Source organism: Phytohabitans flavus (genome assembly GCF_011764545.1).
GTDB lineage: Bacteria > Actinomycetota > Actinomycetes > Mycobacteriales > Micromonosporaceae > Phytohabitans > Phytohabitans flavus.
In genome coordinates this window covers 9,201,594-9,226,879 of sequence record NZ_AP022870.1, presented here as the reverse complement: position 1 = coordinate 9,226,879, position 25,286 = coordinate 9,201,594, and the positions used below count along the sequence as shown (strand labels likewise).

The 25,286-nt window shown below is 71.7% G+C and carries 20 protein-coding genes and 3 pseudogenes; 9 read left to right on the top strand and 14 right to left on the bottom strand.

What is annotated here, in order from left to right:
- Positions 1-91: 91 nt before the first annotated feature.
- From dapB to Pflav_RS41075, 5 genes are all read right to left on the bottom strand, one after another.
- Entirely contained in the window at positions 92-853 is a 762-nt protein-coding gene (gene dapB, locus Pflav_RS41095; RefSeq protein WP_173041886.1) for a 4-hydroxy-tetrahydrodipicolinate reductase, read from the bottom strand.
- A gap of 146 nt (positions 854-999) precedes the next feature.
- Positions 1,000-2,256, bottom strand: a complete 1,257-nt coding sequence (locus Pflav_RS41090) for a M16 family metallopeptidase (RefSeq protein WP_173041885.1) — start codon at positions 2,254-2,256, stop codon at positions 1,000-1,002.
- On the bottom strand, positions 2,256-4,628 hold the full coding sequence (locus Pflav_RS41085; protein ID WP_173041884.1) for a polyribonucleotide nucleotidyltransferase: 2,373 nt from the start codon (positions 4,626-4,628) through the stop codon (positions 2,256-2,258). The genes Pflav_RS41090 and Pflav_RS41085 overlap by 1 nt, the downstream gene beginning before the upstream one ends.
- A 253-nt stretch (positions 4,629-4,881) precedes the next feature.
- A complete protein-coding gene (rpsO, locus tag Pflav_RS41080; protein ID WP_173042930.1) occupies positions 4,882-5,151 on the bottom strand; it encodes a 30S ribosomal protein S15 in 270 nt (89 codons plus the stop codon).
- A gap of 113 nt (positions 5,152-5,264) precedes the next feature.
- Positions 5,265-6,191 carry a bifunctional riboflavin kinase/FAD synthetase gene (locus tag Pflav_RS41075; protein WP_173041883.1) on the bottom strand — a complete coding sequence of 309 codons (927 nt, stop codon included), beginning with the start codon at positions 6,189-6,191 and terminating at the stop codon, positions 5,265-5,267.
- 96 nt (positions 6,192-6,287) lie between these two features.
- Between Pflav_RS41075 and Pflav_RS41070 the strand changes: the two genes are divergently transcribed.
- Positions 6,288-9,281: an NACHT domain-containing protein gene (locus Pflav_RS41070; protein WP_173041882.1), complete on the top strand. Its 2,994-nt coding sequence runs from the start codon at positions 6,288-6,290 to the stop codon at positions 9,279-9,281.
- Here the strand turns inward: Pflav_RS41070 and truB are convergent.
- Positions 9,271-10,152 carry a tRNA pseudouridine(55) synthase TruB gene (gene truB, locus Pflav_RS41065; protein ID WP_173041881.1) on the bottom strand — a complete coding sequence of 294 codons (882 nt, stop codon included), beginning with the start codon at positions 10,150-10,152 and terminating at the stop codon, positions 9,271-9,273. The genes Pflav_RS41070 and truB overlap by 11 nt on opposite strands.
- Before the next feature lie 108 nt (positions 10,153-10,260).
- Between truB and Pflav_RS41060 the strand changes: the two genes are divergently transcribed.
- Both Pflav_RS41060 and Pflav_RS41055 read left to right on the top strand, forming a co-directional pair.
- Positions 10,261-10,674: a type II toxin-antitoxin system RelE/ParE family toxin gene (locus Pflav_RS41060; protein ID WP_173041880.1), complete on the top strand. Its 414-nt coding sequence runs from the start codon at positions 10,261-10,263 to the stop codon at positions 10,672-10,674.
- Complete coding sequence (locus tag Pflav_RS41055) at positions 10,667-11,005, top strand: helix-turn-helix domain-containing protein (protein ID WP_173041879.1); 339 nt, start codon at positions 10,667-10,669, stop codon at positions 11,003-11,005. The genes Pflav_RS41060 and Pflav_RS41055 overlap by 8 nt, the downstream gene beginning before the upstream one ends.
- Here the strand turns inward: Pflav_RS41055 and Pflav_RS41050 are convergent.
- The 8 genes and pseudogenes from Pflav_RS41050 to rimP form a co-directional block, all read right to left on the bottom strand.
- Positions 11,002-12,302: pseudogene (locus Pflav_RS41050) on the bottom strand (MATE family efflux transporter). The gene Pflav_RS41055 and the pseudogene Pflav_RS41050 overlap by 4 nt on opposite strands.
- 501 nt (positions 12,303-12,803) lie before the next feature.
- Positions 12,804-13,856: a DHH family phosphoesterase gene (locus Pflav_RS41045; protein WP_173042929.1), complete on the bottom strand. Its 1,053-nt coding sequence runs from the start codon at positions 13,854-13,856 to the stop codon at positions 12,804-12,806.
- A 5-nt stretch (positions 13,857-13,861) separates the two neighbouring features.
- Positions 13,862-14,338 carry a 30S ribosome-binding factor RbfA gene (rbfA, locus tag Pflav_RS41040; protein ID WP_173041878.1) on the bottom strand — a complete coding sequence of 159 codons (477 nt, stop codon included), beginning with the start codon at positions 14,336-14,338 and terminating at the stop codon, positions 13,862-13,864.
- 94 nt (positions 14,339-14,432) lie between these two features.
- A pseudogene (locus Pflav_RS41035) lies at positions 14,433-14,725 on the bottom strand (DUF503 domain-containing protein).
- A 73-nt stretch (positions 14,726-14,798) separates the two neighbouring features.
- A pseudogene (gene infB, locus Pflav_RS41030) lies at positions 14,799-17,859 on the bottom strand (translation initiation factor IF-2).
- Between the two features lie 106 nt (positions 17,860-17,965).
- Positions 17,966-18,253 carry a YlxR family protein gene (locus Pflav_RS41025; RefSeq protein ID WP_232072811.1) on the bottom strand — a complete coding sequence of 96 codons (288 nt, stop codon included), beginning with the start codon at positions 18,251-18,253 and terminating at the stop codon, positions 17,966-17,968.
- A 47-nt stretch (positions 18,254-18,300) separates the two neighbouring features.
- Positions 18,301-19,335 (bottom strand): transcription termination factor NusA, encoded by a 1,035-nt coding sequence (gene nusA, locus Pflav_RS41020; protein ID WP_173041876.1) that lies wholly within the window; start codon positions 19,333-19,335, stop codon positions 18,301-18,303.
- On the bottom strand, positions 19,332-19,940 hold the full coding sequence (gene rimP / locus Pflav_RS41015; RefSeq protein WP_173041875.1) for a ribosome maturation factor RimP: 609 nt from the start codon (positions 19,938-19,940) through the stop codon (positions 19,332-19,334). The genes nusA and rimP overlap by 4 nt, the downstream gene beginning before the upstream one ends.
- Positions 19,941-20,198: 258 nt before the next feature.
- Between rimP and Pflav_RS41010 the strand changes: the two genes are divergently transcribed.
- From Pflav_RS41010 to Pflav_RS40990, 6 genes are read left to right on the top strand one after another with little or no spacing between them, the layout of a single operon-like run.
- On the top strand, positions 20,199-20,693 hold the full coding sequence (locus Pflav_RS41010; protein WP_232072514.1) for a hypothetical protein: 495 nt from the start codon (positions 20,199-20,201) through the stop codon (positions 20,691-20,693).
- A gap of 46 nt (positions 20,694-20,739) precedes the next feature.
- Complete coding sequence (locus Pflav_RS41005; RefSeq protein WP_173041874.1) at positions 20,740-21,165, top strand: ferritin-like domain-containing protein; 426 nt, start codon at positions 20,740-20,742, stop codon at positions 21,163-21,165.
- Positions 21,166-21,213: 48 nt separating this feature from the next.
- Entirely contained in the window at positions 21,214-21,549 is a 336-nt protein-coding gene (locus tag Pflav_RS46930; RefSeq protein ID WP_232072512.1) for a PadR family transcriptional regulator, read from the top strand.
- Positions 21,438-21,827 (top strand): hypothetical protein, encoded by a 390-nt coding sequence (locus Pflav_RS46925; protein ID WP_232072810.1) that lies wholly within the window; start codon positions 21,438-21,440, stop codon positions 21,825-21,827. Before Pflav_RS46930 ends, Pflav_RS46925 begins: the two co-directional genes overlap by 112 nt.
- Positions 21,824-22,537 carry an ABC transporter ATP-binding protein gene (locus tag Pflav_RS40995; protein ID WP_173041873.1) on the top strand — a complete coding sequence of 238 codons (714 nt, stop codon included), beginning with the start codon at positions 21,824-21,826 and terminating at the stop codon, positions 22,535-22,537. Before Pflav_RS46925 ends, Pflav_RS40995 begins: the two co-directional genes overlap by 4 nt.
- The gene (locus tag Pflav_RS40990) at positions 22,534-25,272 is read left to right on the top strand and encodes an ABC transporter permease (RefSeq protein WP_173041872.1); all 2,739 of its coding nucleotides are present in this window, start codon (positions 22,534-22,536) and stop codon (positions 25,270-25,272) included. The genes Pflav_RS40995 and Pflav_RS40990 overlap by 4 nt, the downstream gene beginning before the upstream one ends.
- The last annotated feature ends 14 nt before the right edge of the window (positions 25,273-25,286 follow it).

Below are 25,286 nucleotides of genomic sequence, written 5' to 3'. Positions count from 1 at the left end.
TGTAGCGCGGAGGGTGAGGCTGCGGGAGCAGCGGTCCGGACCACCGCGGACGTCGCGGTAGCTCAAGGTCTTGGTCTTGGGATGGACGGGGTCAGCGGTCGAGCAGGGGGGCCAGGCCCACGGTCAGGCCGGGGCGCTGGATGACCTGGCGGATGGCCAGCAGCACGCCGGGCATGAAGGAGGCCCGGTCGTAGGAGTCGTGGCGGATGGTGAGCGTCTCGCCGACCGTGCCGAAGAGGATCTCCTGGTGGGCGACAAGGCCGGCGGCGCGCACCGAGTGGACGCGGACGCCGTCGAGGTCGGCGCCGCGGGCGCCGGGCACCTCGTCCTTGGTGGCGTCGGGCATGGCGGCCAGGCCGGCGGCGGCCCTCGCCTCGGCCACGACGCGGGCCGTGTGGGTGGCGGTGCCGCTCGGGGCGTCGACCTTGGCCGGGTGGTGCTGCTCGATGATCTCGACGGACTCGAAGTAGCGGGCCGCACGCGCGGCGAACTCCATCATCAGCACCGCGCCGACGCCGAAGTTGGGCGCGACGACCACGCCGACCTCGGGCTTGTGCTGGAGCCAGCTCCGCACCCGCTCGAGGCGCTGCTCGGTGAAGCCGCTCGTGCCCACCACGCAGTTGATGCCCTGGTCGATGCACCAGTGCAGATGGTCCATCACCACGTCGGGGTTGGTGAAGTCGACGACGACCTCCGCACCCGCGTCCGACGCGTTGAACAGCCAGTCGCCCTGGTCGATCATGGCGACCAGCTCAAGGTCGTCGACGGCGTCGACGGCCTTGCAGACCTCCACGCCCATGCGCCCACGGGCGCCGAGCACGCCGACACGGATGGGTTCGCGCTCCTCGCTCACGGCCGTCCTCGCTTTGCTGCGGGCGGCCGCGAGGCTCCAACCACGCTGTGCTTGATGGTTCGCTGGCTTCGCTCACTCACGGGGAGAATTTAACTCACGCGACACTTCCGCACCCTGCAAGGGCACCGGGGAACCGCTCCAGCGCCCTAAACCGGGCCAATCACCGCCAGTGAGGTGGGCCGGGTCAGCAGGTCGGAGGCCAGTGCGTTCACCTCGTCGAGCGTGACGGCGTCGACGCGGGCCAGCAGCTCGTCGACGGAGAGCACCCCGCCGTACAGCAGCTCGCCCTTGGCCAGCCGGCTCATCCGCGAACCGGTGTCCTCCAGGCCCAGCACGTACGACCCCTTGGCCATGCCCTTGCCGCGAGCGATCTCCGCCGCGGTGAAACCCTTGCCCGCCACCGCCGCGAGCTCGGCCCGGGCCAGCTCCAGCACCTCGTCGACCTTGCCCGGCGCGCAGCCGGCGTAGACCGCGAAGAGGCCGGCGTCGGCGTACTGGCTGGAGTACGAGTAGACCGAGTACGCGAGGCCGCGCTTTTCCCGGATCTCCTGGAAGAGGCGGCTGGACATGCCACCGCCGAGCACGTTGTTGAGCACCCCGAGTGCCCACCGCCGCTCGTCCAGCCGCCCGATGCCTGGGGAGCCGAGCACGATGTGCGCCTGCTCGGTGTCCTTCACGCGTACCACGGTGTCGGGCGCGAGCGTCGGCACGGCGGCCGTGGGTCGCAGCGGCGCCGGCGTGCCCCCACCGGCCAGGTCGAGGCTGCGCCGCACCAGCTCGACCACCAGGTCGTGGTCGAGGTTTCCGGCGGCGGCGACCACAATGGACGGTGCGAGGTAGCGATCGCGGTAGAAGCCCTCGATCTGCGCCCGCGTCATGGGCGCGATCGTCTCCTCGGTACCGGAGATGAGCCGGCCCAGCGGGTGCGTGCCGTACAGCGCCTCGGCGAAGACGTCGTGCACCTCGTCGCCGGGCTCGTCGTCGTGCATGGCGATCTCTTCGAGGATCACCCCGCGCTCGGTCTCCACGTCGGCCGCATCCAGCACCGAGTGGGACACGAGGTCGCACATCACGTCGATGGCGAGCGGCAGGTCCTCGTCGAGGACCCGCGCGTAGTAGCAGGTGTACTCCTTGGTGGTGAACGCGTTCGTCTCGCCGCCCACCGCCTCGATCTCGGCCGTGATGTCCAGCGCGCTGCGCCGCTCGGTGCCCTTGAAGAGCAGGTGCTCCAGGAAGTGCGAGACGCCGGCCTGCTCCGGTGCCTCGTCACGCGAGCCGATGCCGACCCAGACGCCGAACGAGACGCTGCGCATCGACGGGATCGCCTCGGTGAGCACCCTTAGGCCGGAGGGCAGTACGGTACGCCGTACCGTACTGCCCCCATCGCGTTGATCTAGCGCCATCAGCGGCGGTGCCGGCGTCGGCGCGGGCCGCCCTCGCCGTCGCCCTCAGCAGCCTCGCGGTCGCCGCGGCTCGGGCCGCGGTCGCCGCCGTCGCGGTCACCGCGGTCGCGCGGACCCCGGTCGCCCCGGTCGCGGGCCGGCGGGCGGTCGCCACCGGCGTCCTCGGCGCCCTCGGCCGCCGGCTCCTCCTCGCCCTCGGCGCGCACCTTGTCCAGGTAGATCTTGCCGCGCTGGTCGATGTCGGCGATCTGCACCTCGACCTTGTCGCCGACGTTGAGGAAGTCCTCGACCTTCTCGACCCGCTTGCCGTTGCCCACCTTCGAGATGTGCAGCAGACCGTCGCGGCCGGGCAGCAGCGAGATGAACGCGCCGAACGCGGCCGTCTTCACCACCGTGCCGAGGAACTTGTCGCCCACCTTCGGCAGCGTCGGGTTGGCGATCGCGTTGATCCGCTCGACCGCGGCCTCGGCCGAGGGGCCGTTGGTCGCGCCGACGTAGATCGTGCCGTCGTCCTCGATGGAGATCTCGGCGCCGGTCTCGTCCTGGATCGCGTTGATCGTCTGGCCCTTCGGCCCGATCACCATGCCGATCTTGTCGACCGGGATCTTGACGGTGGTGACCCGCGGCGCGTACTCCGACATCGTGGCCGGCGCCTCGATGGCGTCCTGCATCACGTCGAGGATCGTCTGCCGCGCGTCGTGGGCCTGCTGGAGTGCGGCGGCCAGCACGTCGGACGGGATGCCGTCCAGCTTGGTGTCGAGCTGGAGCGCGGTCACGAACTCCCGCGTGCCGGCGACCTTGAAGTCCATGTCGCCGTACGCGTCCTCGGCGCCGAGGATGTCGGTGAGGCTGACGTACTGCGTCTTGCCCTCGACCTCGTCCGAGATCAGGCCCATCGCGATGCCCGCGACCGGCGCCTTCAGCGGCACACCGGCGGACAGCAGCGACATGGTCGAGGCGCAGACCGAGCCCATGGAGGTCGAGCCGTTGGAGCCGAGGGCCTCGGAGACCTGACGGATCGCGTACGGGAACTCCTCGCGGCTGGGCAGCACCGGGATCAGCGCCCGCTCCGCCAGCGCGCCGTGGCCGATCTCGCGGCGCTTGGGGGCGCCGACGCGGCCGGTCTCACCCGTCGAGTACGGCGGGAAGTTGTAGTTGTGCATGTAGCGCTTGTGCTTTTCCGGCGACAGCGTGTCGAGCTGCTGCTCCATCCGAAGCATGTTGAGCGTGGTGACGCCGAGGATCTGCGTCTCGCCCCGCTCGAACAGCGCCGAGCCGTGCACCCGCGGCAGCACCTGGGTCTCGGCGGTCAGCGGCCGGATGTCGCGCGGGCCCCGGCCGTCGATGCGCACCTGCTCGCGGAGCACCCGCGTGCGCACCTCGGACTTGACCAGCGAGCGGAACGCCGGGGAGATCTCCCTCTCGCGCCCCTCGAACTGCGGCGCGACGACCTCGAGCGCCTTGTCCTTGATGCGGTCGAGCGCCTCCTCGCGCTCGGCCTTACCGGCGATCTTGAGCGCCTCGCTGACCTCGCCGCGGACCGCGCCGGCGACCGCGTCGAACGCGTCGTCCTGGTAGTCGAGGAACACCGGGAACTCGGCGACCGGCTTGGCGGCCACCGCGGCGATCACGTCCTGGGCGCGGCACAGCTCGCGGATCGCCGGCTTGGCGGCCTCCAGGCCACCGGCGACGATCTCCTCGGTCGGCGCGGTGGCGCCGCCCGCGACAAGGCCGACGGTGTGCTCGGTGGCCTCGGCCTCGACCATCATGATCGCGACGTCACCGTCCGGCAGGACCCGACCGGCGACCACCATGTCGAACGTGGCGCGGGCCAGCTCCTCGTACGTCGGGAACGCCACCCACTGGCCGTCGATGTGCGCCATGCGGGTGGCCCCGATCGGGCCGGAGAACGGCAGGCCGGAGAGCTTGGTGGAGAGCGACGCGGCGTTGATCGCCACTACGTCGTACGGGTGGGACGGGTCGAGCGCGAGGACGGTCTCGACCACCTGGACCTCATTGCGCAGGCCCTTGACGAAGCTGGGGCGCAGCGGCCGGTCGATCAGGCGGCAGGTGAGGATCGCGTCCTCGCTGGGGCGCCCCTCGCGACGGAAGAACGAGCCGGGGATGCGACCCGCGGCGTACATCCGCTCCTCGACGTCCACGGTCAGCGGGAAGAAGTCGAACTGCTCCTTCGGCTGCTTGCTCGCGGTGGTCGCGGAGAGGACGACGGTGTCGCCGAGCTCGGCGATCACCGAACCGGCGGCCTGCTTGGCAAGCCGGCCGGTGGAAAAGGTGATCTCACGGGTACCGAACGACCCGTTGTCGATCACTGCGGTGCTGTGTTGTGTGCCGAGGCTGTTGTGCTCGGTCATGTTCTGGATGCACTCCTCTTCGGTCGTGGGGCCACAACCTCGGGAGCTGCTCAGACGGGCCGGTCTTCGATCGAAGCGCCCGGGGGCCGAATGCGGCAGCCCGGGGGCCACTACCGAGGACCGGTGCGTCGATCCGCTCCCGGGCCCCTCCTGTGGACAGGGGGAACAGCTATCCCTCTTGATGCCGCTCTTCGCATCGCGTGACCGCGACGCGAAGAGCGGCGCCTGGAAGCACAGCCGCTCCCCCGCTAGCTCATCGCCGCAGACCGAGCCGTTCGATGATCGACCGGTAGCGGTTGATGTCCTTCTTCGCCATGTAGTTCAGGAGGCGGCGGCGACGACCCACCAGCAGCAGCAGACCACGGCGGCTGTGGTGGTCGTGCTTGTGCACCTTGAGGTGCTCGGTGAGTTCGGCGATCCGCTTGGTGAGCACCGCGACCTGCACTTCCGGAGAACCGGTGTCCCCCTCGACAGTCGCGTACTCTTCCCTGATCTTGGCTTTTGCTTGCTGGTCGAGCGCCATTTTCTCCCTAGTTTCTGTGGGCTTGTCCCAGTCCGGGCCCGCGGCGTCGTGCAGGCACACCGAACAGAACGTCGTAACACGACGTCCTGGTAACACTACCAGCACGTGGGATGCTACTTGCTCAGCAGTGTCCGGGTCTGGGCGACATCCTCCTTGATCTGGGCGATCAGGGGCTCGATCCCGTCGTACTTGACCTGGCCCCGCAGGCCCGCGACGAACTCCAGGCCGAGGCGCTCGCCGTAGAGGTCGCCGTCGAAGTCCAGGATGTGCGCCTCGACCCGCCGCTCCTCACCCGAAAAGGTGGGATTGGTGCCCACCGAGGCCGCGGCCGGCAGGCGCTCACCGCCGCGGATCACCCATCCGGCGTACACGCCGTCGGCCGGCACCGACGTGTGAGTGCCGGTGAGGAAGTTGGCGGTGGGGAAGCCGAGCTGGCGGCCACGCTGGTCACCCCGGACGATCACGCCCTCGATCCGGTGCGGGCGGCCGAGCGCCTCAGCGGCCGCGCTCACGTCGCCGGCGGCCACGCACGCCCGGATGTACGTCGACGAGAACACCGTGTCGACGCTCGACACCAGCGGCGAGTCCTCGACCGCGAAGCCCCACCGGCGGCCCAGCTCGCGCAGCAGCGGCACGTCACCGGCCGCCTTGTGACCGAACCGGAAGTTGGCCCCCACCACGACCACCGCAGCGTGCAGGTGCTCGACCAGCACGTCGTGCACGAACGCGTCCGGCGAGAGCCGGGAGAACTCCAGGTTGAACGGCACCACGCACAGCACGTCGACGCCGAGGTCCGCGATCAGCTCGGCCTTGCGCCGCGGCTCGCTGAGCACGGCGGGGTGGGTGCCGGGGCGGACCACCTCGGACGGGTGCGGGTCGAAGGTCACCACCACCGACTGGAGCCCGGCCTCGCGAGCCCGCTGCACCGCATGGCCGATGGTCGCCTGGTGTCCCCTGTGGACACCGTCGAACACCCCGATGGTGACCACCGAGCGGCCGAACCCGCTCGGGACCGCCTCATACCCCCGCCACCTCTGCATGAGGTTCAGCTTAGGCCGCCCGCTTTGTCCCACGTTTGCGAGCCGTGTCACAAGATCCGATAGCGCGGCTGGCGTCGATCTGGCACCGTCCTGCGGGTGTCAGGTCTGGAGGTGGCCGCGATCTCCCTCGGCGCGGCGGTGGCGCGAGCGGCGTGCGGCGTCTGGTTCGGCGACAGCAAGCTGGTGACGGAGGTCGGCGCGAGCGCGATCGACCTCGCCGCGCGGCGGCTCACCAGCGTGCGTGAGCAACGCCGCTTCCGCCGGGTCTGGGACGAGGCCGCCGAACTCATCGCCGACCGCGTCCTCGCCCTCCGCGAGCTGGGCGAGGACCTGCCGCCGAACGAACAGCAAGCGGCGGTCGACGCGGTCCGGGACACGTTCGAGGCGGCCGCGCTGACCGAGGACGACCTGTTCAAGCAGGACCTCGATGCGGGTTACCTGGACCGCTACCTGCGCGCCCAGGATCCCGAGCGGGCCACGCGCGCCGGTCTAGCCCCCGGTGCGGTGCGCCTCTATGACCTGGTCCTGCGCGAATGTTCCGCGTACGTGATCGAGGTCGCGCGCACCCTGCCGGGCACCGGGACGCAGGCGATGGCCGAGCTGCTGCGCCGCGACCGCCAGATCCTCGACGAAATCCGCACGGTGCTGGAGCGCCTGCCCGAACGCCGCGGGGTGCACGACTTCGAGCGCGACTACCGGCAGCTCACGGCAAACCGCCTCGACCAGATCGAGTTCTTCGGCGCCACGCTCTCCGAGTCGAGCCGGCGATACCCCCTCTCGGTCGCGTACCTCAGCCTCACCGCGCGGGCCGCCCACGCGCCGGACGACCTGCCCGCGGCCGATCCGGTCGAACGCGTCCTGGCTCGGTCCGACCGGCTCTTCGTGCGCGGCCAAGCCGGCACCGGCAAGACCACGCTGCTGCACTGGATCGCCGTGCAGAGCGCGCGCGGCTCGTTTGCGGAGCGGCTCGCCAGCTGGAACGGCACGGTGCCCTTCTTCATCCCCCTGCGCCGGTACGCAGCCGCGGAGCTGCCGCCACCGGAAGGGTTTCTGTGGGAGGTCGGCCGCCACATCGCCGAGGAGATGCCGTCCGGGTGGGTGCAGCGCCAGCTCCGCTCGGGACAGGCGATCGTGCTGCTGGACGGAGTCGACGAACTGGCGGAAAACCGCCGGGACGAGGTGCGGCGGTGGCTCGGCGAGCTGATCGCGGCGTTCCCGGCAGCCCGTTACGTGATCACCTCTCGCCCGGCGGCGGCGCCCGAGGACTGGCTGGCCTCGACTGGCTTCCTCACCGCTGAGCTCGAGCCGATGACACCCACGCAGGTAGGCGCGTTCGCGCACCGCTGGCACGAAGCGATGCGCAGCAGGTGCGCCACCGAGCCGGAACGCGCCGAGGTCACCGAGCAGGAGCAGGGGCTGCTCGCCGCCCTCGACCGCCACCGGCACCTGCGCCAGCTCGCCGGGTACCCGCTACTGTGCGCCCTGCTCTGTGCGCTGCACCGGGACCGGCGCGGCCAACTGCCCGCCAACCGCATGGAGCTTTACGAGGTGGCGCTCCAGATGCTCCTCGAACGCCGCGACCGGGAACGCCGAATCGAGACTTCGCCGGCCCTCGGCCGCACCGAGCAGGCGCTACTGCTCAGCGATCTGGCCTATTGGTTGATCCGCAACGGCTGGTCGGACGCGGGTCACGGCGAGGCGATCGACCGGCTGGCCGCCAAGCTGCGGGCCATGCCGCAGGTCAAGGCCGATCCGCAGCGGGTTTACCGGGTACTGCTGGAGCGCACCGGCCTGCTCCGGGAGCAGGTGGCCGGGCGGGTGGACTTCGTGCACCGCTCATTCGAGGAGTACCTGGCCGCCAAGCAGGCGATCGACGAGGGCGACTTCGGCGTGCTGCGGGCGCACGCGCACGAGCCGCAATGGCACGAGGTCGTCGTGATGGCGGCCGGTCACGCGAGCGCCGCTGGCCGCGAGACGCTGCTGCGCGCGCTGCTGGACCGCGCGGCCGAGCCCACCACCCCCCGAGCAGACCGCGACCTGCTGTGCCTTGTCGCGCTCGCCTGTCTGGAGACCTCGCCGGAGCGCTCGCCGGAGCTGGAACGCGCGATCCGTGACGCCACCGCGAAGCTAGTTCCACCCCAGACCGAGGCGGCGGCTCGAGCGCTCGGGCGGGCCGGGCCGTTCGCGCTCGACCTGCTGATGGCCGCCAAGCCAAACAACGAGTACGCGGCCGTGCTCACCGTCGAGGCCGTACGCGAGTCCGGCGACCCGGCCGCGCTCCCGCTGCTGGCCCGCTTCGGCACCGACTCGCGGCCGAGTGTGGTGGACGCCTTGATCCGCGCCTGGCCCCACTTCGACCCGGAGGAATACGCCCAACGCGTCCTCGCCGATAACCCACTCCACGCCGGCGAGCTCGAAGTGGGCGATGTCCGCATCTTGCCGGCCCTGGCTCGGTTGAAGCGACTGACCCACCTGAAGCTCGATCTGATGACCGGAGACCTCGGCGTCATCCGGAAGATGCCGGGCCTGCGGGCGCTGGAGAGCGCCCTCTACGAGCACCCGCTGGATCTGTCCATCCTCAAGGATCTCCAGCAGTTGACCGAACTGAGGTGGCACGGCCGCGTCGCCAACGAACACTTGTTACCCGAGCTCGACCTGCAAGCACTGGGTGTCACGGCGTCGCTCTTCGCCGAACTGGACGGTGTCGAGTGGTCCTCGTTGCGGTCACTGGCGCTCTACAGCGTCGACACGGTGGCTCCGCTGCTTGCGGCCCGCCTGCCCCAGCTGGTCGACCTGGAGCTGTACCTCAGCCACGGTGCCCGGCTCGACGGTCTCCCGGAGCGCCGCGGCCTGCGCCGCCTCGCTGTGCACTTCGAGACTCCCGCCAAGCTCCACGCCCTCCGCTCGATCGCCGGACCGGTGATCGAGCTGCACCACCACGGCCGCGACAGGTTGAACCTGGGGCCCCTGGCCGGGCGCCCGAACGTGCGCGTGTTCGTGTACCACCGCAGCACCCAGGTCAGGGGCGAGGACGAGCTCGGCCCGGGCAGCGAGTTGCGCAGCGCCTGGGTAGACCCACCTAGCCGGTGAAGACGACCTCCGGGCGGGCGCGACCCTCCCGCTCCCGCACGATGGCGAGCAGCCCGCCGTCCGGGGCGAAGACCGCGTAGGACCCGTCGATGCCGGCCCGGTCCAGCGGCCCGCCGTGCGACAGGGTCCGGGCTTCGTCCACAGTGGCCTCCCGCACGGCGAAGAACCGGCGCGCCGCCTCCGCCAGCGGCAGGTTGACTACCTCGGGTGCCACCTTCTCCAGCTCCTCCAGTGTGGACGCCTCGGCGAGCGTGAACCCACCGACCGCGGTGCGCCGCAGCGCGGTCAGGTGCCCACCCACCGCCAGCCCGGCGCCGAGGTCCCGGGCGATCGCGCGCACGTACGTCCCGGACGAGCACACCACCTCGACGTCGACGTCCACCACATCCGGCGCCGGCCGCCGGATCGCCAGCACGTCGAGGCGGGAGATCGTCACCGGCCGGGCGGCGAGCATCACCTGCTCTCCTTCGCGCACCCGCTTGTACGCCCGCTTGCCGTCGACCTTGATGGCGCTGACCGCGCTGGGCACCTGCTCGATCGCGCCCGTGAGCGCGGCCAGTCCGTCCCGGATCGCGGCGTCCGTGACGTGCCCGGCAGGCGCGGTGGCCACCACCTCGCCCTCGGCGTCGTCGGTGATCGTGGTCTGTCCGAGCCGGATCGTCGCCGCATAGCCCTTGACGGACCCGATCACGTACGTGAGCAGCCGGGTCCCTCTCCCCACGCCAATGACGAGCACGCCGGTCGCCATCGGGTCGAGCGTGCCGCCGTGCCCCACGCGTCGGGTGCGCGCCAGCCGCCGCACGCGTGCCACCACATCGTGCGACGTCATCCCGCCAGCCTTATCGACCACTACCAGCCCATCCGCGCTCACGGCCGCAAGCCTGCCAGATGGGGACTGCGACCGATCGGGGACTGTGCCAGCCTTGACTCGGCTACCGCGGGGAAACGGGGCTGAAGATCAACAAAATATAGACATTATATGTTGCCAGCATTATACTTGTCCCCGTGGAGCCGCACCGTGAGGTGGTCAATCATCGTCCTGGAGCCGGCCCGTTCCTGGCTCCATTCGCTACGCCGCACCGACCGCGCCACGTTGGTGCTGGTCAGCCAGGCCATCGAGGCGCTGAGCATCGAGGGCCCCGGCCTCGGCCGGCCGCTGGTCGACACGGTCAAGGGCTCCCGCCTGGCAAATCTCAAGGAGCTGCGACCGGGTTCGAGCGGTGCCGCGAAGGTTCGGGTCCTGTTCGTCTTCGACCCACTCCGGCAAGCGGTGATCCTCGTCGGCGGCGACAAAGCCGGCCGCTGGCGGGGGTGGTACAGGTCGGCGATTCCCATGGCCGAGGCGGCATTTGCCGAGCATCTGAAACGCGTGGAGGAGCAGACGCATGAGTGAGCACCTGAGCGACCCGGATGCCCGCTCCTGGGAGGACCTCAAAGACGAGCTGGCCTTCACGGAGGCGGAGCAGGCCGAGATCGACGCCGGTGCGCGCCGGTTCGTCGCCGAGGCGCGGGCGCACCGGCTCGCGGAGGTGCGGCGCCGCCAGCACACGACCCAGGTCGAGGTGGCCAAGGCGATGGGCGTCACCCAGGCCCGCGTCTCCCGGATCGAAAAGGGCCAGCTCGCGCGGACCGAGGTGGAGACGCTCGCCGCTTACGTGCGGGCTCTCGGCGGCAAGCTCACGATCGTGGCCGAGTTCGACGACGAGTCGTATGTGCTGGGCTAGCGCACCGCGCCTACTACGGCCCACGCGCCTGAGCGCATCCGCAGCAGCAGCGTGACCAGGCGCAGCACGATGAAGAGCGACAGCCCGGCCCAGATGCCGCCCAGCCCAGCGTCCAGGGCGTAGGCCAGCCACACCACCGGCAGGAAACCGCACAGCGCGGCCACGATCGTGGCGTTGCGCAGGTAGCGAGCGTCGCCGGCGCCGATGAGGACACCGTCGAGGGCGTACACGACGCCGGCCAGCGGCAGCAGCGCGACAAACCACGGCCACGCCACCATCGCCTGTTCGTGCACCGCCGGGTCGCGGCTGAACAAGTCGGGTACCACGCCCGCGCCCGCGCCGATCACCACCGCGAACCCAGCGCCGCACACGCCACCGATCAGTGCGATGCGCCGGCCCAGGTCGCGGGCCTCTCGATCGTGGCCGGCACCCAGCGCGGCGCCGACCAGCGACTGGGCGGCGATCGCCACGGCGTCGAGGGCGAGCGCGCAGAAGAACCACAGCTGCACGGTGATCTGGTGCGCGGCGACCACCGCGGTACCGAAGCGCGCGGCCACCGCGGTCGCGGAGAGAAAGCATGCCTGGAACGCGGAACCCCGGATCAGCAGGTCGCGGCCGAGCACGAGCTGCTTGCCGATCACCGTGACGTGCGGGCGGAGCGACACCCGCTCGGCGACCAGTGCCCAGACGAAGAAGCCGCCCGCGACGGTCTGCGCCACCACGTTGGCCACTGCCGAGCCGGTCAGGCCGAGTCCCGCCGGGTACACGAGGATCGGGCAGAGCACGGCCGAGAGCACATTGGCGCCGAGCACGTAGTAGAGCGGTCGCCGAGTCTCCTGCACACCGCGCATCCAGCCGTTGCCGGCCGCGGCGAGAAGGAGGCCTGGGGCGCCCAGGGCCGCGATCCGCAGCCACTGCGCGGCCGCGCCGGCCACGTCCGAGTCGCCGCCGCCGAGGGTACGGGCCAGCGGGCCGGCCACCACTTGCGCGATCACTGCCAGGGCGAGTCCGACGCCGAGCGCGAGCCACGACGCCTGTACCCCTCGGCCACCGCCGCGGCCCGGTCGCCGGCGCCGAAGCGGCGGGCGGAGCGGCCGGTCGTGCCATACGCCATCACGGTGCCCAGCCACGCGGCCGCCGACATCACTGTGCCGCCGATCGCCAGCGCGGCCAGCGGGACGCTGCCGAGATGACCCACGACCGCCGTGTCGACGAGCACATAGAGCGGCTCAGCGGCCAGCACGACAAGCGCGGGCAGCGCGAGGGCCGCGACGCGGCGCAGGGAGTACGGAGCCATCGCAGGTCATCCTGACACCCGTCAGGTAATGACCGCAACGCTCACAAGGACTTACATCGTCGAGCGCGGGAGTGCCTGCGCCCGCCGTGCGGGCGAGGGGTGTCTTACTGGCGCGTGTCCATCGAGGTCTGTAGGGCGCGGCGGGCCTGCTCGCGCTCCTCCTCGGTGTTCTGCGGCTTGGGCTTGGTAGCCATGGAACGGGTCCTTCCAGCGGCGTGTGTGGCGCGCAGCGGCGTGAGCCCACACAGAGGCGTGCGCGGCGAGCGAATCATCAGGCTCAGCGGGCGGTCGTGCGGTGCGCCGAGACAGCCTTCCGGGATCGCCGGAACAGCGGAGGCGCGAGCCCGGGTCGATCAGACCCTGGAGCAATACCGGCCGCACGCAGTGCACGCACGAACCAGTACGCAACGTTGACCAAGTTAGCGTTAAGTCAGATGAACGCGCGCTAGGTTCCCGGGATACGGACTGGTAGCAGGCGGGGACGCTCCGTCGCAGCGGGTCTCAGAGCTCTGCCCGGATCGCCCCGATCACGTCGTGGACCGAGCCCCGCCCGGTGAAGCCAGCGGCCAGCCGGTGCCCGCCACCGCCGAGCGCCACCGCGACCCGGCTCACGTCGACCGCGCCCTTGCTCCGCATGGACACCGCCCACTCGGCCGGGCCGACCTGCTTGATGACGCAGCTCACGTCGGCCTCGGCGGCGCAGCGCACGGAGTCGATGAGGGCCTCCAGCACGTACGGCTTCTGGCTGTGCCGGGCGAGGTCGTCCAGCGTCGCGTACGTCCACACGAGCCCGACACCGCCGGCCGCCTCCGGCTCCAGCTGGGCGCGCTGAAGCACGTCGCCGTAGAGCCGCACCGCGCCGAACGGTCGGGTGTCGAAGATCCGGCGGGAGATCTCCCCGGGGCTGATGCCGGTCGCGATGAGCCGGGCAGCCATCTCGTGTACCGCCGGGGTGGTCATGTCGAACCGGAACGAGCCTGTGTCGGTGGCCAGCGCCACGTACAGGCACTGGGCGATCTCCGCGTCGAGCGGCACCTCAAGCCGGTTGAGCAGCCCTTCGGCCACCACCGAGGTGGCCGCGGCGCCCGGGTCGACCAGGTGGATGCCGCCGAAGCGGGTATTCGAGGCGTGGTGGTCGAGCACCACGGCCGCGCCGGCCGTGTCGAGCCGGTCGGCCAGCGTCCCCAGCCGGGAGGCGCTGGCCGCGTCGAAGCAGAGGAACAGGTCCGGCGCCGGGTGCGCCTCGTCCGACGGCACCAGCAGGTCGAGGCCGGGCAGCCAGCGGAACGGCTCGGGCACCTCGGGCGGCCCGCCATACCCACCGTCGCCGGCTCCCGCCGTCGCACCGGGAAACGTCGCCTGGAGCTGGGAGATCCCCAGCCGGCGCAACCCCAACGCCACGCCCAGCATGCTGCCCAGCGCGTCCCCGTCGGGGTTGACGTGACAGACCAGCAGCACGGTACCGCCCGGCGGCAGGCCGTGCACCGCGGCGACAGCCGAGGCCCAGTCGGCGGCGGTCGGCTCGGCCGTCTCCGCCGCCGGAACCTCCGCCACGGTGGTCACGGCCGGTCCCGAGAGTCGTCCGCGGCGTCGTCCGCCTCGTCACCCTCTTCCTCGTCGGACTCTTCCTTGTACGGGTTGGACTCGCCCGCATACTCCGCGCCGGCCGCCCGCCGCTGCACCTCGGCGTCGGCCGTGCGCGCCGCGGCGAGCAGGTCGTCGATGTGCTTGGCGTGCTCCTGCACGTCGTCGTGGATGAACGTCAGCGTCGGCGAGTGGCGCAGCCCGAGCGCCTTGCCGACCGTGCTGCGCACGAGCCCCTTGGCGCTGTCGAGGGCCGCCGCGGTGCCCGCCTGGGCGGCCGCGTCACCGAGCACCGTGTAGAAGACCGTCGCGTCACGCAGGTCGGCGGTGATCCGGGCATCCGTGATCGTGATCATGCCGAGGCGGGGGTCCTTGATCTGCGTACGCACCACCGAAGCCACCAGCTCCCGCACCCGCTCCGCGTGCCGGCGTACCTTGGCCGGGTCCGTCATCTCGCCACCTCCGGAAGCTCCACTGCGCGCACCCGGCCAGGCGGCCGGAGACACCCGCCAACCTCTGCACACTACCCGTGTGAGCAGCTCAAAATCAGTCCTCGTCGCCGTGTAGCCGGCGCCTCACGGACAGCAGTTCGATCTCTGGACGGCCCGCGACGAGCCGCTCGCAGGAGTCCAGTACCTCGCCCACGTGCGCGGGCTCGGCGGCCACCACCGCCACGCCGATCTCCGCCCGCCCGTGCAGGTCGAGCGCACCGACCTCGGCCACGGAGATCTCGAACTTCCGCAGGGCGGCGACGATCGGCCGCACGTACGAGCGCTTCGCCTTCAACGAACGTGAGTCCCCGGCAGGAGCACGTCAAACACAGCAGTTCCCGTATACACGCCGAGAGAACTTACTGGGCCCAAGCAAAGCGCCCCGCCGGCGGGTGCCGGCGGGGCGCTTCGAACGCACCACTCAGGAGCGCGTCTTCTCCCGCATCTCGAACGTCTCGATGACGTCGTCGACCTGGATGTTGTTGTAGCCCTGGAGCGTCAGACCACACTCGAAGCCCTCGCGGACCTCGGTCGCGTCGTCCTTGAACCGCTTGAGCGAGCTGATCGTGAGGTTTTCCGCCACCACGACCCCGTCCCGCATGAGCCTCGCCTTGGCGTTGCGCCGGAGGAGGCCCGACCGGACGATACAACCCGCGATGTTGCCGATCTTGGACGAACGGAAGACCTCGCGGACCTCCGCCGTGCCGAGCTCGACCTCCTCGTACTCGGGCTTGAGCAGGCCCTTGAGCGCCGCCTCGATCTCCTCGATGGCCTGGTAGATGACCGTGTAGTACCGGATCTCCACGCCTTCGCGGTCGGCGATCTCGCGAACCTTGTTGGACGCCCGCACGTTGAAGCCGATGATCGTCGCGGCCTCGGACGAGGCGCTGGCGAGCATGACGTTGCTCTCGGTGATCGCGCCGACGCCCCGGTCGAGGATCTTGAGCTGAACCTCTTCGGGAATGTCGAGCTTGAACAGCGCGTCCTCCAGGGCCTCCACCGAACCGGAGACATCGCCCTTGAGGATGAGGTTGAGCGTGGTCTTCTCGCCTTCCTTGATCTGCTCCATGAGCGTCTCAAGGGTGGCCCGGCCACGGGAGTTGGCGAAGCTCGCCGCCCGCCGCCGCGCCTGGCGCTGCTCGGCGATCTGCCGCACGGTACGGTCGTCGGCCGCGGCCAGGAACGTGTCACCCGCACCCGGCACCGCCGTGAGGCCCAGCACCTGCACCGGACGGGCCGGACCCGCCTCGGTTACCGGCTTGAAGTTTTCGTCAAGCATCGCCCGGACCCGGCCGTGCGCCCCACCGGCGACGATCGAGTCGCCGGCGCGGAGCGTGCCCTTCTGGACCAGCACCGTGGCCACCGCGCCCCGGCCCTTGTCGAGGTGGGCCTCGATGGCCACACCCTGAGCAGGGCCGTCGATCGGAGCGGTCAGCTCCAGCGACGCGTCGACGGTCAGCAGGACGGCCTCGAGCAGGTCGTCGATGCCGATGCCGGGCTTGGCCGCGACGTTGACGAACATCGTGTCGCCGCCGTACTCCTCGGCCACCAGCCCGTACTCGGTGAGCTGCTGGCGCACCTTGTCCGGGTTGGCCTCCGGCTTGTCGACCTTGTTGACCGCGACCACGATCGGCACCTCGGCCGCCTTGGCGTGGTTGAGCGCCTCGATCGTCTGCGGCATGACGCCGTCGTCGGCCGCGACGACCAGGATGACGATGTCGGTCACCTGGGCACCACGGGCACGCATGGCGGTGAACGCCTCGTGACCCGGGGTGTCGATGAAGGTGATCGCCCGCTCGTTACCGTCGTGCTCCACCATGACCTGGTAGGCACCGATGTGCTGGGTGATGCCGCCGGCCTCGCCCTCGATCACGTTCGTCTTGCGGATCGCATCGAGCAGCTTCGTCTTACCGTGGTCGACGTGACCCATGACGGTCACGACCGGTGGCCGGCTGACCAGCCGGTCCTCGTCGACCGCCGCGTCGAGGTCGATGTTGAACTGCGCGAGCAGCTCGCGGTCCTCGTCTTCGGGGCTGACGATCTGCACGTCGAAGCCGAGGTGCTCACCGAGCAGCAGCAACGTGTCGTCGGAGCACGACTGCGTCGCCGTCACCATCTCGCCCAGGTTGAACATCTCCTGGACCAGCGAACCGGGGTTGGCGTTGATCTTGTCGGCGAAGTCCGAGAGGGACGCACCGCGCGAGAGCCGGACCGCCTGGCCCTGACCGCGCGGAGCACCCGAGCTCATCTGCGGCGCGGACAGATTGTCAAACTCTTGACGCCGCTGCTTCTTGGACTTGCGACCGCGGGTCGGCTTACCGCCGGGACGCCCGAAGGCACCCGCCGCTCCGCCACCGCGACCGCGACCGCCGCCACCGGGACGACCGGCACCGCCGGCACCCGCCGGCGCGCCACCACCGGGACCGCCGCGGTAGCCACCGCCACCGCCGCCGGGACCGCCGCCACCACCGGGGCCGCCGCCACCGCGGAAGCCGCCGCCACCGCCACCGCCGCCGGGGCCGCCGCCGCCACCGCGGAAGCCGCCACCGCCGCCGCCACCACCGGGGCCGCCACCGGGACGGAAGCCACCGCCGGTGCGACCGCCGCCGCCACCGCCGGGACCACCACCGCCACCGGGACGGCCGGGGCCGCCACCACCCGGGCGGCCAGGCCGCTGGGTGGGCATGGACGCCGGGCTGGGCCGAGGCGGCATGGACGCCGGGCTCGGCCGAGGCGGCATCGAGGCCGGGTTGGGCCGAGGCCCGCCACCGCCGCCACCGCCGCTGGCGGCGGGACGCTGGCCGCCGGGCGTGATGCCGAACGGGTTGTTACCGCCGCTGCGCGGCGGACGCGGGCCAGGACGGCCCGGACCCGGAGTCGGCGCCGCGGGGGGCGTTGGCCGACCGGCGGCCGGGGAGCCGGGCCGCGGGGCATCGCGCCCGGACCGGGCTTGGGCCGGGTCGCACCGTCGGCCGGGGGCTCCCGGCGCGCGGTGTCACGCTGGTCGCGCTGCTTGGCCGCTTGCTGGGCGGCCTTGACCGCCGCTTCCTGGTCACGCTTGAGCCGCGCCGCGCGCTCCTCAGCCGCGGCGACCTCGATGTCGTGGGCGCTCGCGGGCTTGACGACGGGGCGGGCGGGGGCGGACCCGGAACCGGGGGCCTGGGCCGAGCCGAAGGGCCGGGGGTAGGGGCGGGCGTCGTCGCCCGCCGGGGCGGCGCGGGGCGCGCCGATACCTTCTGGGGCATCGGGGCCGGTGCGGCTGGTGTTGCCGCCGAGGCCGCCGATACCGATGGGGCGGCCGGAGCCGCCGCGGGGGCTGATTGTGCGGCGAACGCACCGCGCAGCCGCCGGGCTACCGGCGCCTCAACAGTGCTCGACGCGGACTTGACGAACTCGCCCATTTCCTTCAACTTGGCGAGAACGGTCTTGCTTTCGACCCCGAGCTCTTTCGCAAGCTCGTGTACGCGGGCCTTGCCTGCCACTGCACTCCTCACTCCGAGGTCGTGCGGGCGGCACCCGCTCGACCTCACTCCTGCACTTGAAGCCTGGTCATTTCAGGGACTTCATCGTGTGCTCATGTCGGTCGTCCTACCTTGCTCTTTGCGACCCTCGGCCGGTCTGCTGACCGGTCGTAGTGGCTACCGCACGGATGTGCTCGGCCAGCTCACCTGTGTCCAGGACACCGGTGATGCGCAGCGCACGCCCGAAAGCGCGACGCCGCTCCGCTAGCGCGAAGCAAGCCGGATCAGGATGCAGGTGAGCTCCCCGACCCGGCAGTCTACGGGCCCGATCCGCCATAAGGCTGTGGCCAGCCTCACTGGGAACCGCGACAACCCGTAGCAAATCGCCGGCCGCCGTCCGTTGCCGGCAACCCACACATGTGCGCACCGGCCGCGCACGTCGTACCAACAGAGAGTCTACTCCTACGCCTCGGCGACCGCGCCGCCTGGCTCGGTCGCATGATCGTTACCAGCGGGGCGCGCCGGCTCGTTGTCAGGGCGGATGTCGATCCGCCATCCGGTGAGCCGGGCGGCGAGGCGGGCATTCTGCCCCTCGCGGCCGATCGCCAGCGACAGCTGGAAGTCTGGCACGGTGACCCGCGCGGTGCGCGTCGCCGCGTCGATGACCTCTACACGCAGCGCCTTGGCCGGCGAGAGCGCGTTGCCGACGAAGTTCGCCGGGTCCTCCGACCAGTCGATAATGTCGATCTTCTCACCGTGCAGCTCGCTCATCACCGCGCGGACCCGCTGGCCCATCGGACCGATGCAGGCGCCCTTGGCGTTGACACCGGGCGCGGCCGAGCGTACGGCGATCTTGGTCCGGTGACCTGCCTCGCGGGCGATCGCGGCGATCTCCACCGTACCGTCGGCGATCTCCGGCACCTCCAGGGCGAAGAGCTTCTTCACCAGGTTGGGGTGCGAGCGGGAGAGCGTGATCTGCGGGCCGCGGAAGCCCTTGGCAACGTGCACGACCACGCAGCGGATCCGCTGGCCGTGCGCGTAGATCTCGCCGGGCACCTGCTCGGAGTGCGGCAACACCGCCTCGAGCTTGCCCAGGTCGACCGTGACGATGCCCTTCTCCGAGCGTGCCTCGTGCGCCTGGACCACACCGGTCACCAGGTCGCCGTCGCGGCCCACGTACTCGCCGAAGTGCACCTCGTCGGTGGCCTCGCGCAGCCGCTGGAGGATCACCTGCTTGGCGGTCATCGCGGCGATCCGGCCGAAGTCGTGCGGGGTGTCGTCCCACTCGCGGACCACCGTGCCGTCCGCGTCCAGCTCCTGCGCGTACACGAGCGCGGCACCGGTCTTCCGGTCGATCTCCACCCGCGCGTGTGCCTCCGCGCCCTCAGTGTGGCGGTACGCGGTCAGCAGCGCGGTCTCGATCGCCGCGAGGATCGTGTCGAACGGAATCTCCCGCTCCCGCTCGAGGGCGCGCAGCGCCGCGAGGTCGATGTTCACCTCTCCTCGTCCTCCTCGTCGATCTCGTCGTCCTCATCATCCGCGCCTTCGACCTCGCCCCACCTGGTGAACTCCAGCTCCACCCGGCCTGGCCCGAGGTCGGCGTGGGCCACCTCCTGGACGGTGCCGTCGACGTCGAGCGTCACGCCCTCGTCGCCAGCGGCCTTGATCCGCGCGGTGATCTGCCGGCCGGCCGCACTCACCTTCACCAGCCGCCCCACGTTGCGCCGCCAGTGGCGGGGCAGCGTCAGTGGCCGGTCGACGCCACGCGAGCTGACCTCCAGCTCGTACTCCCCGGGCAGCAGGTCGCCCTCGGCCTCCTCGGCCGCGTCGAGCGCGGCGGAGACCGCCCGGGAGACGTCGGCGATGCCGTCGAGGCTTACGCCCCGGTCGCCGTCGATCGTCACCCGCACCACGTGTCGCCGCCCGGCCCGGGAGACCGCGAGGTCCTCCAGGTCGTACCCGGCGCTGACCACGACCGGCTGCACGACGGCGGTGACCCGCTCCTTGGACACCCTCGGCTGCGGGGTCCGCTCTCCGCCAGCCGACTGGCGCCGGCCGCCGCCGGAGCTGCGGGGCGGAGTGGTGCGACCACGCTGAGTCATCGGGTGCACCTCTCTCCGTCAATCGAGCGGCCCAGCCGCCGTCTCCCCGACCTGGTTGGGCGGCCATGCCTCCTTGCCACCGGACCAAAGCGCGTCCGGTGGCTGCGCAGAGCGTAACGCGCCGGAGCACTTCCGGGACGGCCGCCGCACCGACCATCCATCCACGGGGCCACTCAGCACGAGAGGCCAGGTCACCCGAGTCGGGGGTTTCCGGGAGTCGGGTCGCCGGCCGGTAGCGGGGTACGGCAGACTTTGGCCGTGCGGAGCAGGCTTGAGGTTCACCAGGCGTCCCGCCGTGGAGTGCTGGCCGCGGCGGTGGGGGCCGCCGCGCTGTACCCGATCGCCGGGTGCGGCCTCTTCGGCGACGAAGAGGACAAGTCGCAGCCCCCGGCGCCCGACCCGCTGGCTCCACTGCTGGCCGAGGCGCTTTCGCTCGCCAGCCAGCACGAGGCCGCGATCGCCGCCTTCCCCGCGCTCGCCGAGCGGTTGACCCCGGTCGCGGCGGCACATCGCGAGCACGCGACCGCCCTTACCAAGGTGATCAAGGCACCGGCGCCCAGCGCTTCCGCCTCCTCCGCCAGCCCCGCCCCGCCGAGCGGTGACGAGAAGAGCACTCTCGGCGCACTGCGGAGCGCGGAGCAAAAAGGTCAGAAGTCCGCGGCGCAGGCCTGCCAGGCCGCGGCGGCCGAGCGTGCCGCGCTGCTGGGCTCTATCGCCGCGGCGCGCGCGACACACCTGGAAGTGGTCCGATGATGCCAACACCGCCGGACCCCCGATCCTTCCCATTCAGGACGAACCGATGAAGCCCGAGGCCCTGTCCGCCGCGCTCGAAGCCGAGCATGCGGCGATCTACGCATACGGGCCGATAGGGGTCCGACTCGACAACGCCTCGGCCGCCGACGCCCGGCAGGCCGAGGCCGCGCACCGCACCCGCCGGGACGCGCTCGTGCTGCGACTGACCGAGATGGGCACCTCGCCACCCGCCGCGGCGGCCAGCTACACGCTGCCCTACAAGGTCACCGACCGGGCCGCCGCGCTCAAGCTGGCCACCGAGATAGAGGAACGCACCGCAGCGGTATGGCGGGCCGCCCTGCCGGAGACGACGGAGACCGACCGGGCCAGCGCCCTCGCGGCGCTCTGCGACTGCGCGGTCCGGGCCACCCGCTGGCGCCGCCGCGCAGGAGTCAGCCCGGCGACCGTCCCCTTCCCCGGACGGGTTACCTGAGGCCCCTGCTCTTGCCCTCACCATACCGGGTATGCATACTCGGTAGCCATGTCCATCCGTCATGGCCTCTTGGCGCTGCTCGAACGCGGCCCCATGTACGGCTACCAGCTCCGCGCCGCCTTCGAGGAGTCCACCGGCACGACGTGGCCGCTGAACATCGGGCAGGTCTACACGACGCTGTCCCGCCTCGAACGGGACGGCCTCATCCGTCCGCTGCCGGAGAACGACGGGGGCAGCGGCCGTACGAGATCACTGATCCGGGCCGGAGCGAGCTGGCCGAGTGGTTCGCCACCCCGATCAGCCGTACCGACCGGCCCCGCGACGAGCTGGCGATCAAGCTCGCGCTGGCGCTCACCACGCCCGGCGTCGACGTACGCGCGGTAGTGCAGACCCAGCGGACCGCGACGATGCGGGCGCTACAGGAGTACACCCGCCTCAAAAGCCGCGAGACCGATGTCGCCGACCTGCCGTGGCGGCTCGTCCTCGACGCGATGATCTTCCAGGCCGAGGCGGAGATCCGCTGGCTGGACCACTGCGAGGCGAGCGTCATGCGCTACCCGCCAGCGACGCCGAACCCCTCGTCCGCCAAGCCGACCCTGGCAGCCACCCCCTCCCCGGTGGATACGCCGGATACCGAACACAGCGAGGTGAGCTCGTCATGATCCTCGAACTGCGCGACGTGCACCGTACCCACGGCACCGGCGCGGCGGCGGTACACGCGCTGCGGGGCGTCTCGCTCGGCGTACGCCCCGGGGAGCTGGTGGCTGTCATGGGCCCATCCGGCTCCGGAAAGTCCACCCTGCTCAACCTCGCCGGTGGCCTCGACCGTCCCACCCAGGGCGGCGTGTACGTCGAGGGCAAGCTGCTCGGCGAGCTCTCCAAGCGGCAGCTGGCCGCTGTGCGCCGGCGCTCGGTCGGGTACGTCTTCCAGGACCTCAACCTGCTGCCCAGCCTCACCGCCGCGGAGAACGTGGCACTGCCGCTGGAGCTGGACGGCATGGGCGTACGCAAGGCGCGCCGGCTCGCCGTCGCCGCGCTGGAGGAGGTGGGCCTCGCCGACCTCGGCCCGCGCTTCCCCGACGACATGTCCGGCGGCCAGCAGCAGCGGGTGGCGATCGCGCGGGCGCTTGTCGGCGACCGCCGTCTCGTGCTCGCCGACGAGCCGACCGGCGCGCTCGACTCGCAGACCGGCGAGGCAGTGCTGCGGCTGCTCCGGGCGCGGGTCGACGCTGGGGCGGCCGGCGTACTGGTGACGCACGAGGCGCGGCACGCCGGCTGGGCCGACCGTGTGGTCTTCCTGCGCGACGGCGTCGTGGTGGACACGTCCGGCCCGCTCGCCCAGGCCGAAGAGCTGCTGGAGCCGGCATCGTGACCTCCTGGTTCATTGCGCTGCGCATCGCCCGGCGCGAGGCACGCCGGGCCAAGGGCCGTTCCGCGATGGTGGTCGCGATGATCGCGTTGCCGGTGCTGGCACTGTCCTTCGCCGCCGCGTCGTACGACATGTTCCGGCTCCGCCCGGCCGAGCAGGCGGACCGCGAGATGGGTGCCGCCGACGCCCGGCTGCGGTGGGACCACACCGGGCCGGTCGTGCAGGAACCGCGGGGCAACGGCTGGAGCGGCGAAGGCTCGCCGGTCACCCAGCCCTTTACCGAGCGGGAGGTCCTCGCCGCCCTGCCCGCGGGCAGCCGGATCATCCCGGCGCTTGAGAACTACACCGAGTTCCGTACCGCTGGTGGGATCGGCAGCATCGGTGTCCAGGGACTGGACGTCCGCGACCCGCTCACCGAAGGGCTCGTCACGCTCCTCGAGGGCCGCGCGCCCGCCAGCGCCGGCGAAGTCGCGCTCACCCCGCAGGCGGCTGACCGGCTCGGCACCGAGATCGGCGGCACGATCCAGAACCCGGACCGCACCCGGTCCTGGACGGTCACCGGGCTCGTCGAGTTTCCCGACTCGCTCTACGAGACCGCCGTATTCCTCCCCGAGACAATGCCCGCCCGGCCGAGTCCCTCCGGTGGCAGCGCCGGCTGGCTCTGGGACGCACCCGGCCCGGTCGACTGGGACCAGGTCAAGCAGCTCAACCAGCGGGGCATCATCGTCTCTTCCCGCGCTGTGTTCCTGCACCCACCACCGGAGTCCGAGACGCCGGAGATGTTCCGTACCTCCGGCGTCGACGCCGAGGCCCTCGGCATCGGCGGGCTTGTCGCGGGCCTGGCCATCCTGGAGATCGTGCTGCTGGCCGGGCCGGCGTTCGCCGTGGGCGCCCGCCGTCGCCGGCGCGACCTCGGCCTGATCGCCGCCAACGGGGGTACCCCGGCACACCTGCGCCGCATCGTGCTCGCCGACGGCGTCGTGCTGGGCACGCTGGGCGCCGCCGCCGGCCTGGTGATCGGCATCGCCGCCGCGTTCCTCACCCGCCCGCTGCTCGAGGAGCACTTCGTCAACCAGCGGGCCGGCGGCTACCGGGTGTTCCCGCTCGCGCTCGCCGGCATCGCCGTACTCGCGGTGGGCACCGGCCTGCTCGCCGCGCTCGTGCCGGCGTTCACCGCGGCCCGCGGCGATGTGGTCGCGGCCCTGACCGGGCGGCGCGGCAGCGTGCGCTCGCGCAAGCGCTGGCTTGTCGCCGGCCTCGCGCTCACCGGGGTGGGCGCGGCCGTGACCGTGTTGGGCGCCCGGCGTACGGACATCAACATGCTGCTGGCCGGCCTGATCCTCGGCGAGCTGGGGCTCGTGCTCTGCACGCCCGCGCTGGTGGGGCTGATCGCCCGGCTGGGCCGGGTCCTGCCGCTGGCGCCCCGGATCGCGCTCCGCGACACCGCGCGCAACCGGGCCGCCTCGGCACCGGCCATCGCCGCGGTGATGGCGGCCGTCGCGGGCAGCGTGGCGCTCGGCGTCGTGCTCACGGCCGAGCAGGACCGAAACGACGCGAGGTACCACGCCGGGCTCCCCTCCGGGAACGCGCTCATCCAGTACCAGTACCGCCAGGCGCAGACAGAACCCGGCAAGCCCGAGCAGGCGCCCGACCTGGAACGGGTGGCGGCGATCGCCCGCGCCACCTTCCCGACGGTCGCCACCGCTCCGCTCGCCGAGGTCACCTGTCCCGCCGGCACCCCGAACGATGTCTACTGTGGACTCTCACCGCGTGTGCCGGCCGGGCGGGAGTGCCCGTGGGCCGACGAGGTGGGGACGTTGGGCGCCGAGGAACAGCGCAAGGCCCGCCAGGACCCGCGTTGCGTACTGGACTCCGGCTGGCAGAGCGTCGGGTACGGCATGGCCGTCGCCGGGCCCGACGCGCTGCCCGGGCTTACCGCGGCGACCGGCGACGACCTGGCCACGGCCCGAGCGGCCCTTGCCGCGGGCGGCGTCGTGGTCGGCGACCCGCGCTTCGTCGAAGACGGCAAGGTCACGCTGGAGATCTACGACGCCAGCCAGCAGAGCGGGACCACTGCGGTGCGGGACCTGGCGAAGCTGCCCACGGTCGTGGTGCCCGCGTACGCGGTGTCGACCGGCCTGCCTGCGTTCGGCGGGATCATCCTCTCCAGCGGCGCGGTCGAGGCGGCCAAGCTGTCCCACCGCCCCTCCGGCCTCGTGGTGTCGACGAGCCGGATGCCCACCAGCGCGGAGCAGGACCGGCTGACCGCCGGGCTACGCGAGCTGGACGCGGCGCTGTACACGTCGGTCGAGCACGGCCCCAGCCAACGGTCCGACCCGATGTTGCTGGTCCTCGCCGCCGCGGCCGGGCTGATCACGCTCGGCGCGGCCGGCATCGCGACCGGCCTCGCCGCCGCCGACGGCCGCGCCGACCTGTCCACGCTCGCGGCGGTGGGGGCCAGTCCGGGGGTACGGCGGAGGCTGTCGCTGAGCCAGTCGGGGGTGATCGCCGGGCTCGGTACGGTGCTGGGGGTGACCGCCGGGCTCGGCGTCTCCGCCGCGGTGCTGTACGCGTACAACCAGACGGGCGCTGACCGGTGGCCGGTCGAGCCGCCGTACCCAGTCGGGGTCCCGTGGCAGAGCCTCGCGGTCGTCGCCGTCGTGCCGCTCGTGGCGATGCTCGGCGCGGGCCTGCTCACCCGCTCCCGGCTGCCGATCGAGGCCCGCCGCGCCACCTGATCCGGAGATCCCGG

Excerpts from the sequence above, each read along its gene's own strand:
- Pflav_RS41090 (WP_173041885.1), bottom strand. The coding sequence starts at position 2,256 with ATGGCGCTAGATCAACGCGATGGGGGCAGTACGGTACGGCGTACCGTA.
- rpsO (WP_173042930.1), bottom strand. The coding sequence starts at position 5,151 with ATGGCGCTCGACCAGCAAGCAAAAGCCAAGATCAGGGAAGAGTACGCG.
- rimP (WP_173041875.1), bottom strand. The coding sequence starts at position 19,940 with ATGACTCAGCGTGGTCGCACCACTCCGCCCCGCAGCTCCGGCGGCGGC.
- Pflav_RS41055 (WP_173041879.1), top strand. The coding sequence starts at position 10,667 with ATGAGTGAGCACCTGAGCGACCCGGATGCCCGCTCCTGGGAGGACCTC.
- Pflav_RS41060 (WP_173041880.1), top strand. The coding sequence starts at position 10,261 with ATGTTGCCAGCATTATACTTGTCCCCGTGGAGCCGCACCGTGAGGTGG.
- Pflav_RS41075 (WP_173041883.1), bottom strand. The coding sequence starts at position 6,191 with ATGCAGAGGTGGCGGGGGTATGAGGCGGTCCCGAGCGGGTTCGGCCGC.
- Pflav_RS41085 (WP_173041884.1), bottom strand. The coding sequence starts at position 4,628 with ATGACCGAGCACAACAGCCTCGGCACACAACACAGCACCGCAGTGATC.
- Pflav_RS40995 (WP_173041873.1), top strand. The coding sequence starts at position 21,824 with ATGATCCTCGAACTGCGCGACGTGCACCGTACCCACGGCACCGGCGCG.
- Pflav_RS41005 (WP_173041874.1), top strand. The coding sequence starts at position 20,740 with ATGAAGCCCGAGGCCCTGTCCGCCGCGCTCGAAGCCGAGCATGCGGCG.
- rbfA (WP_173041878.1), bottom strand. The coding sequence starts at position 14,338 with ATGACGGACCCGGCCAAGGTACGCCGGCACGCGGAGCGGGTGCGGGAG.
- Pflav_RS46930 (WP_232072512.1), top strand. The coding sequence starts at position 21,214 with ATGTCCATCCGTCATGGCCTCTTGGCGCTGCTCGAACGCGGCCCCATG.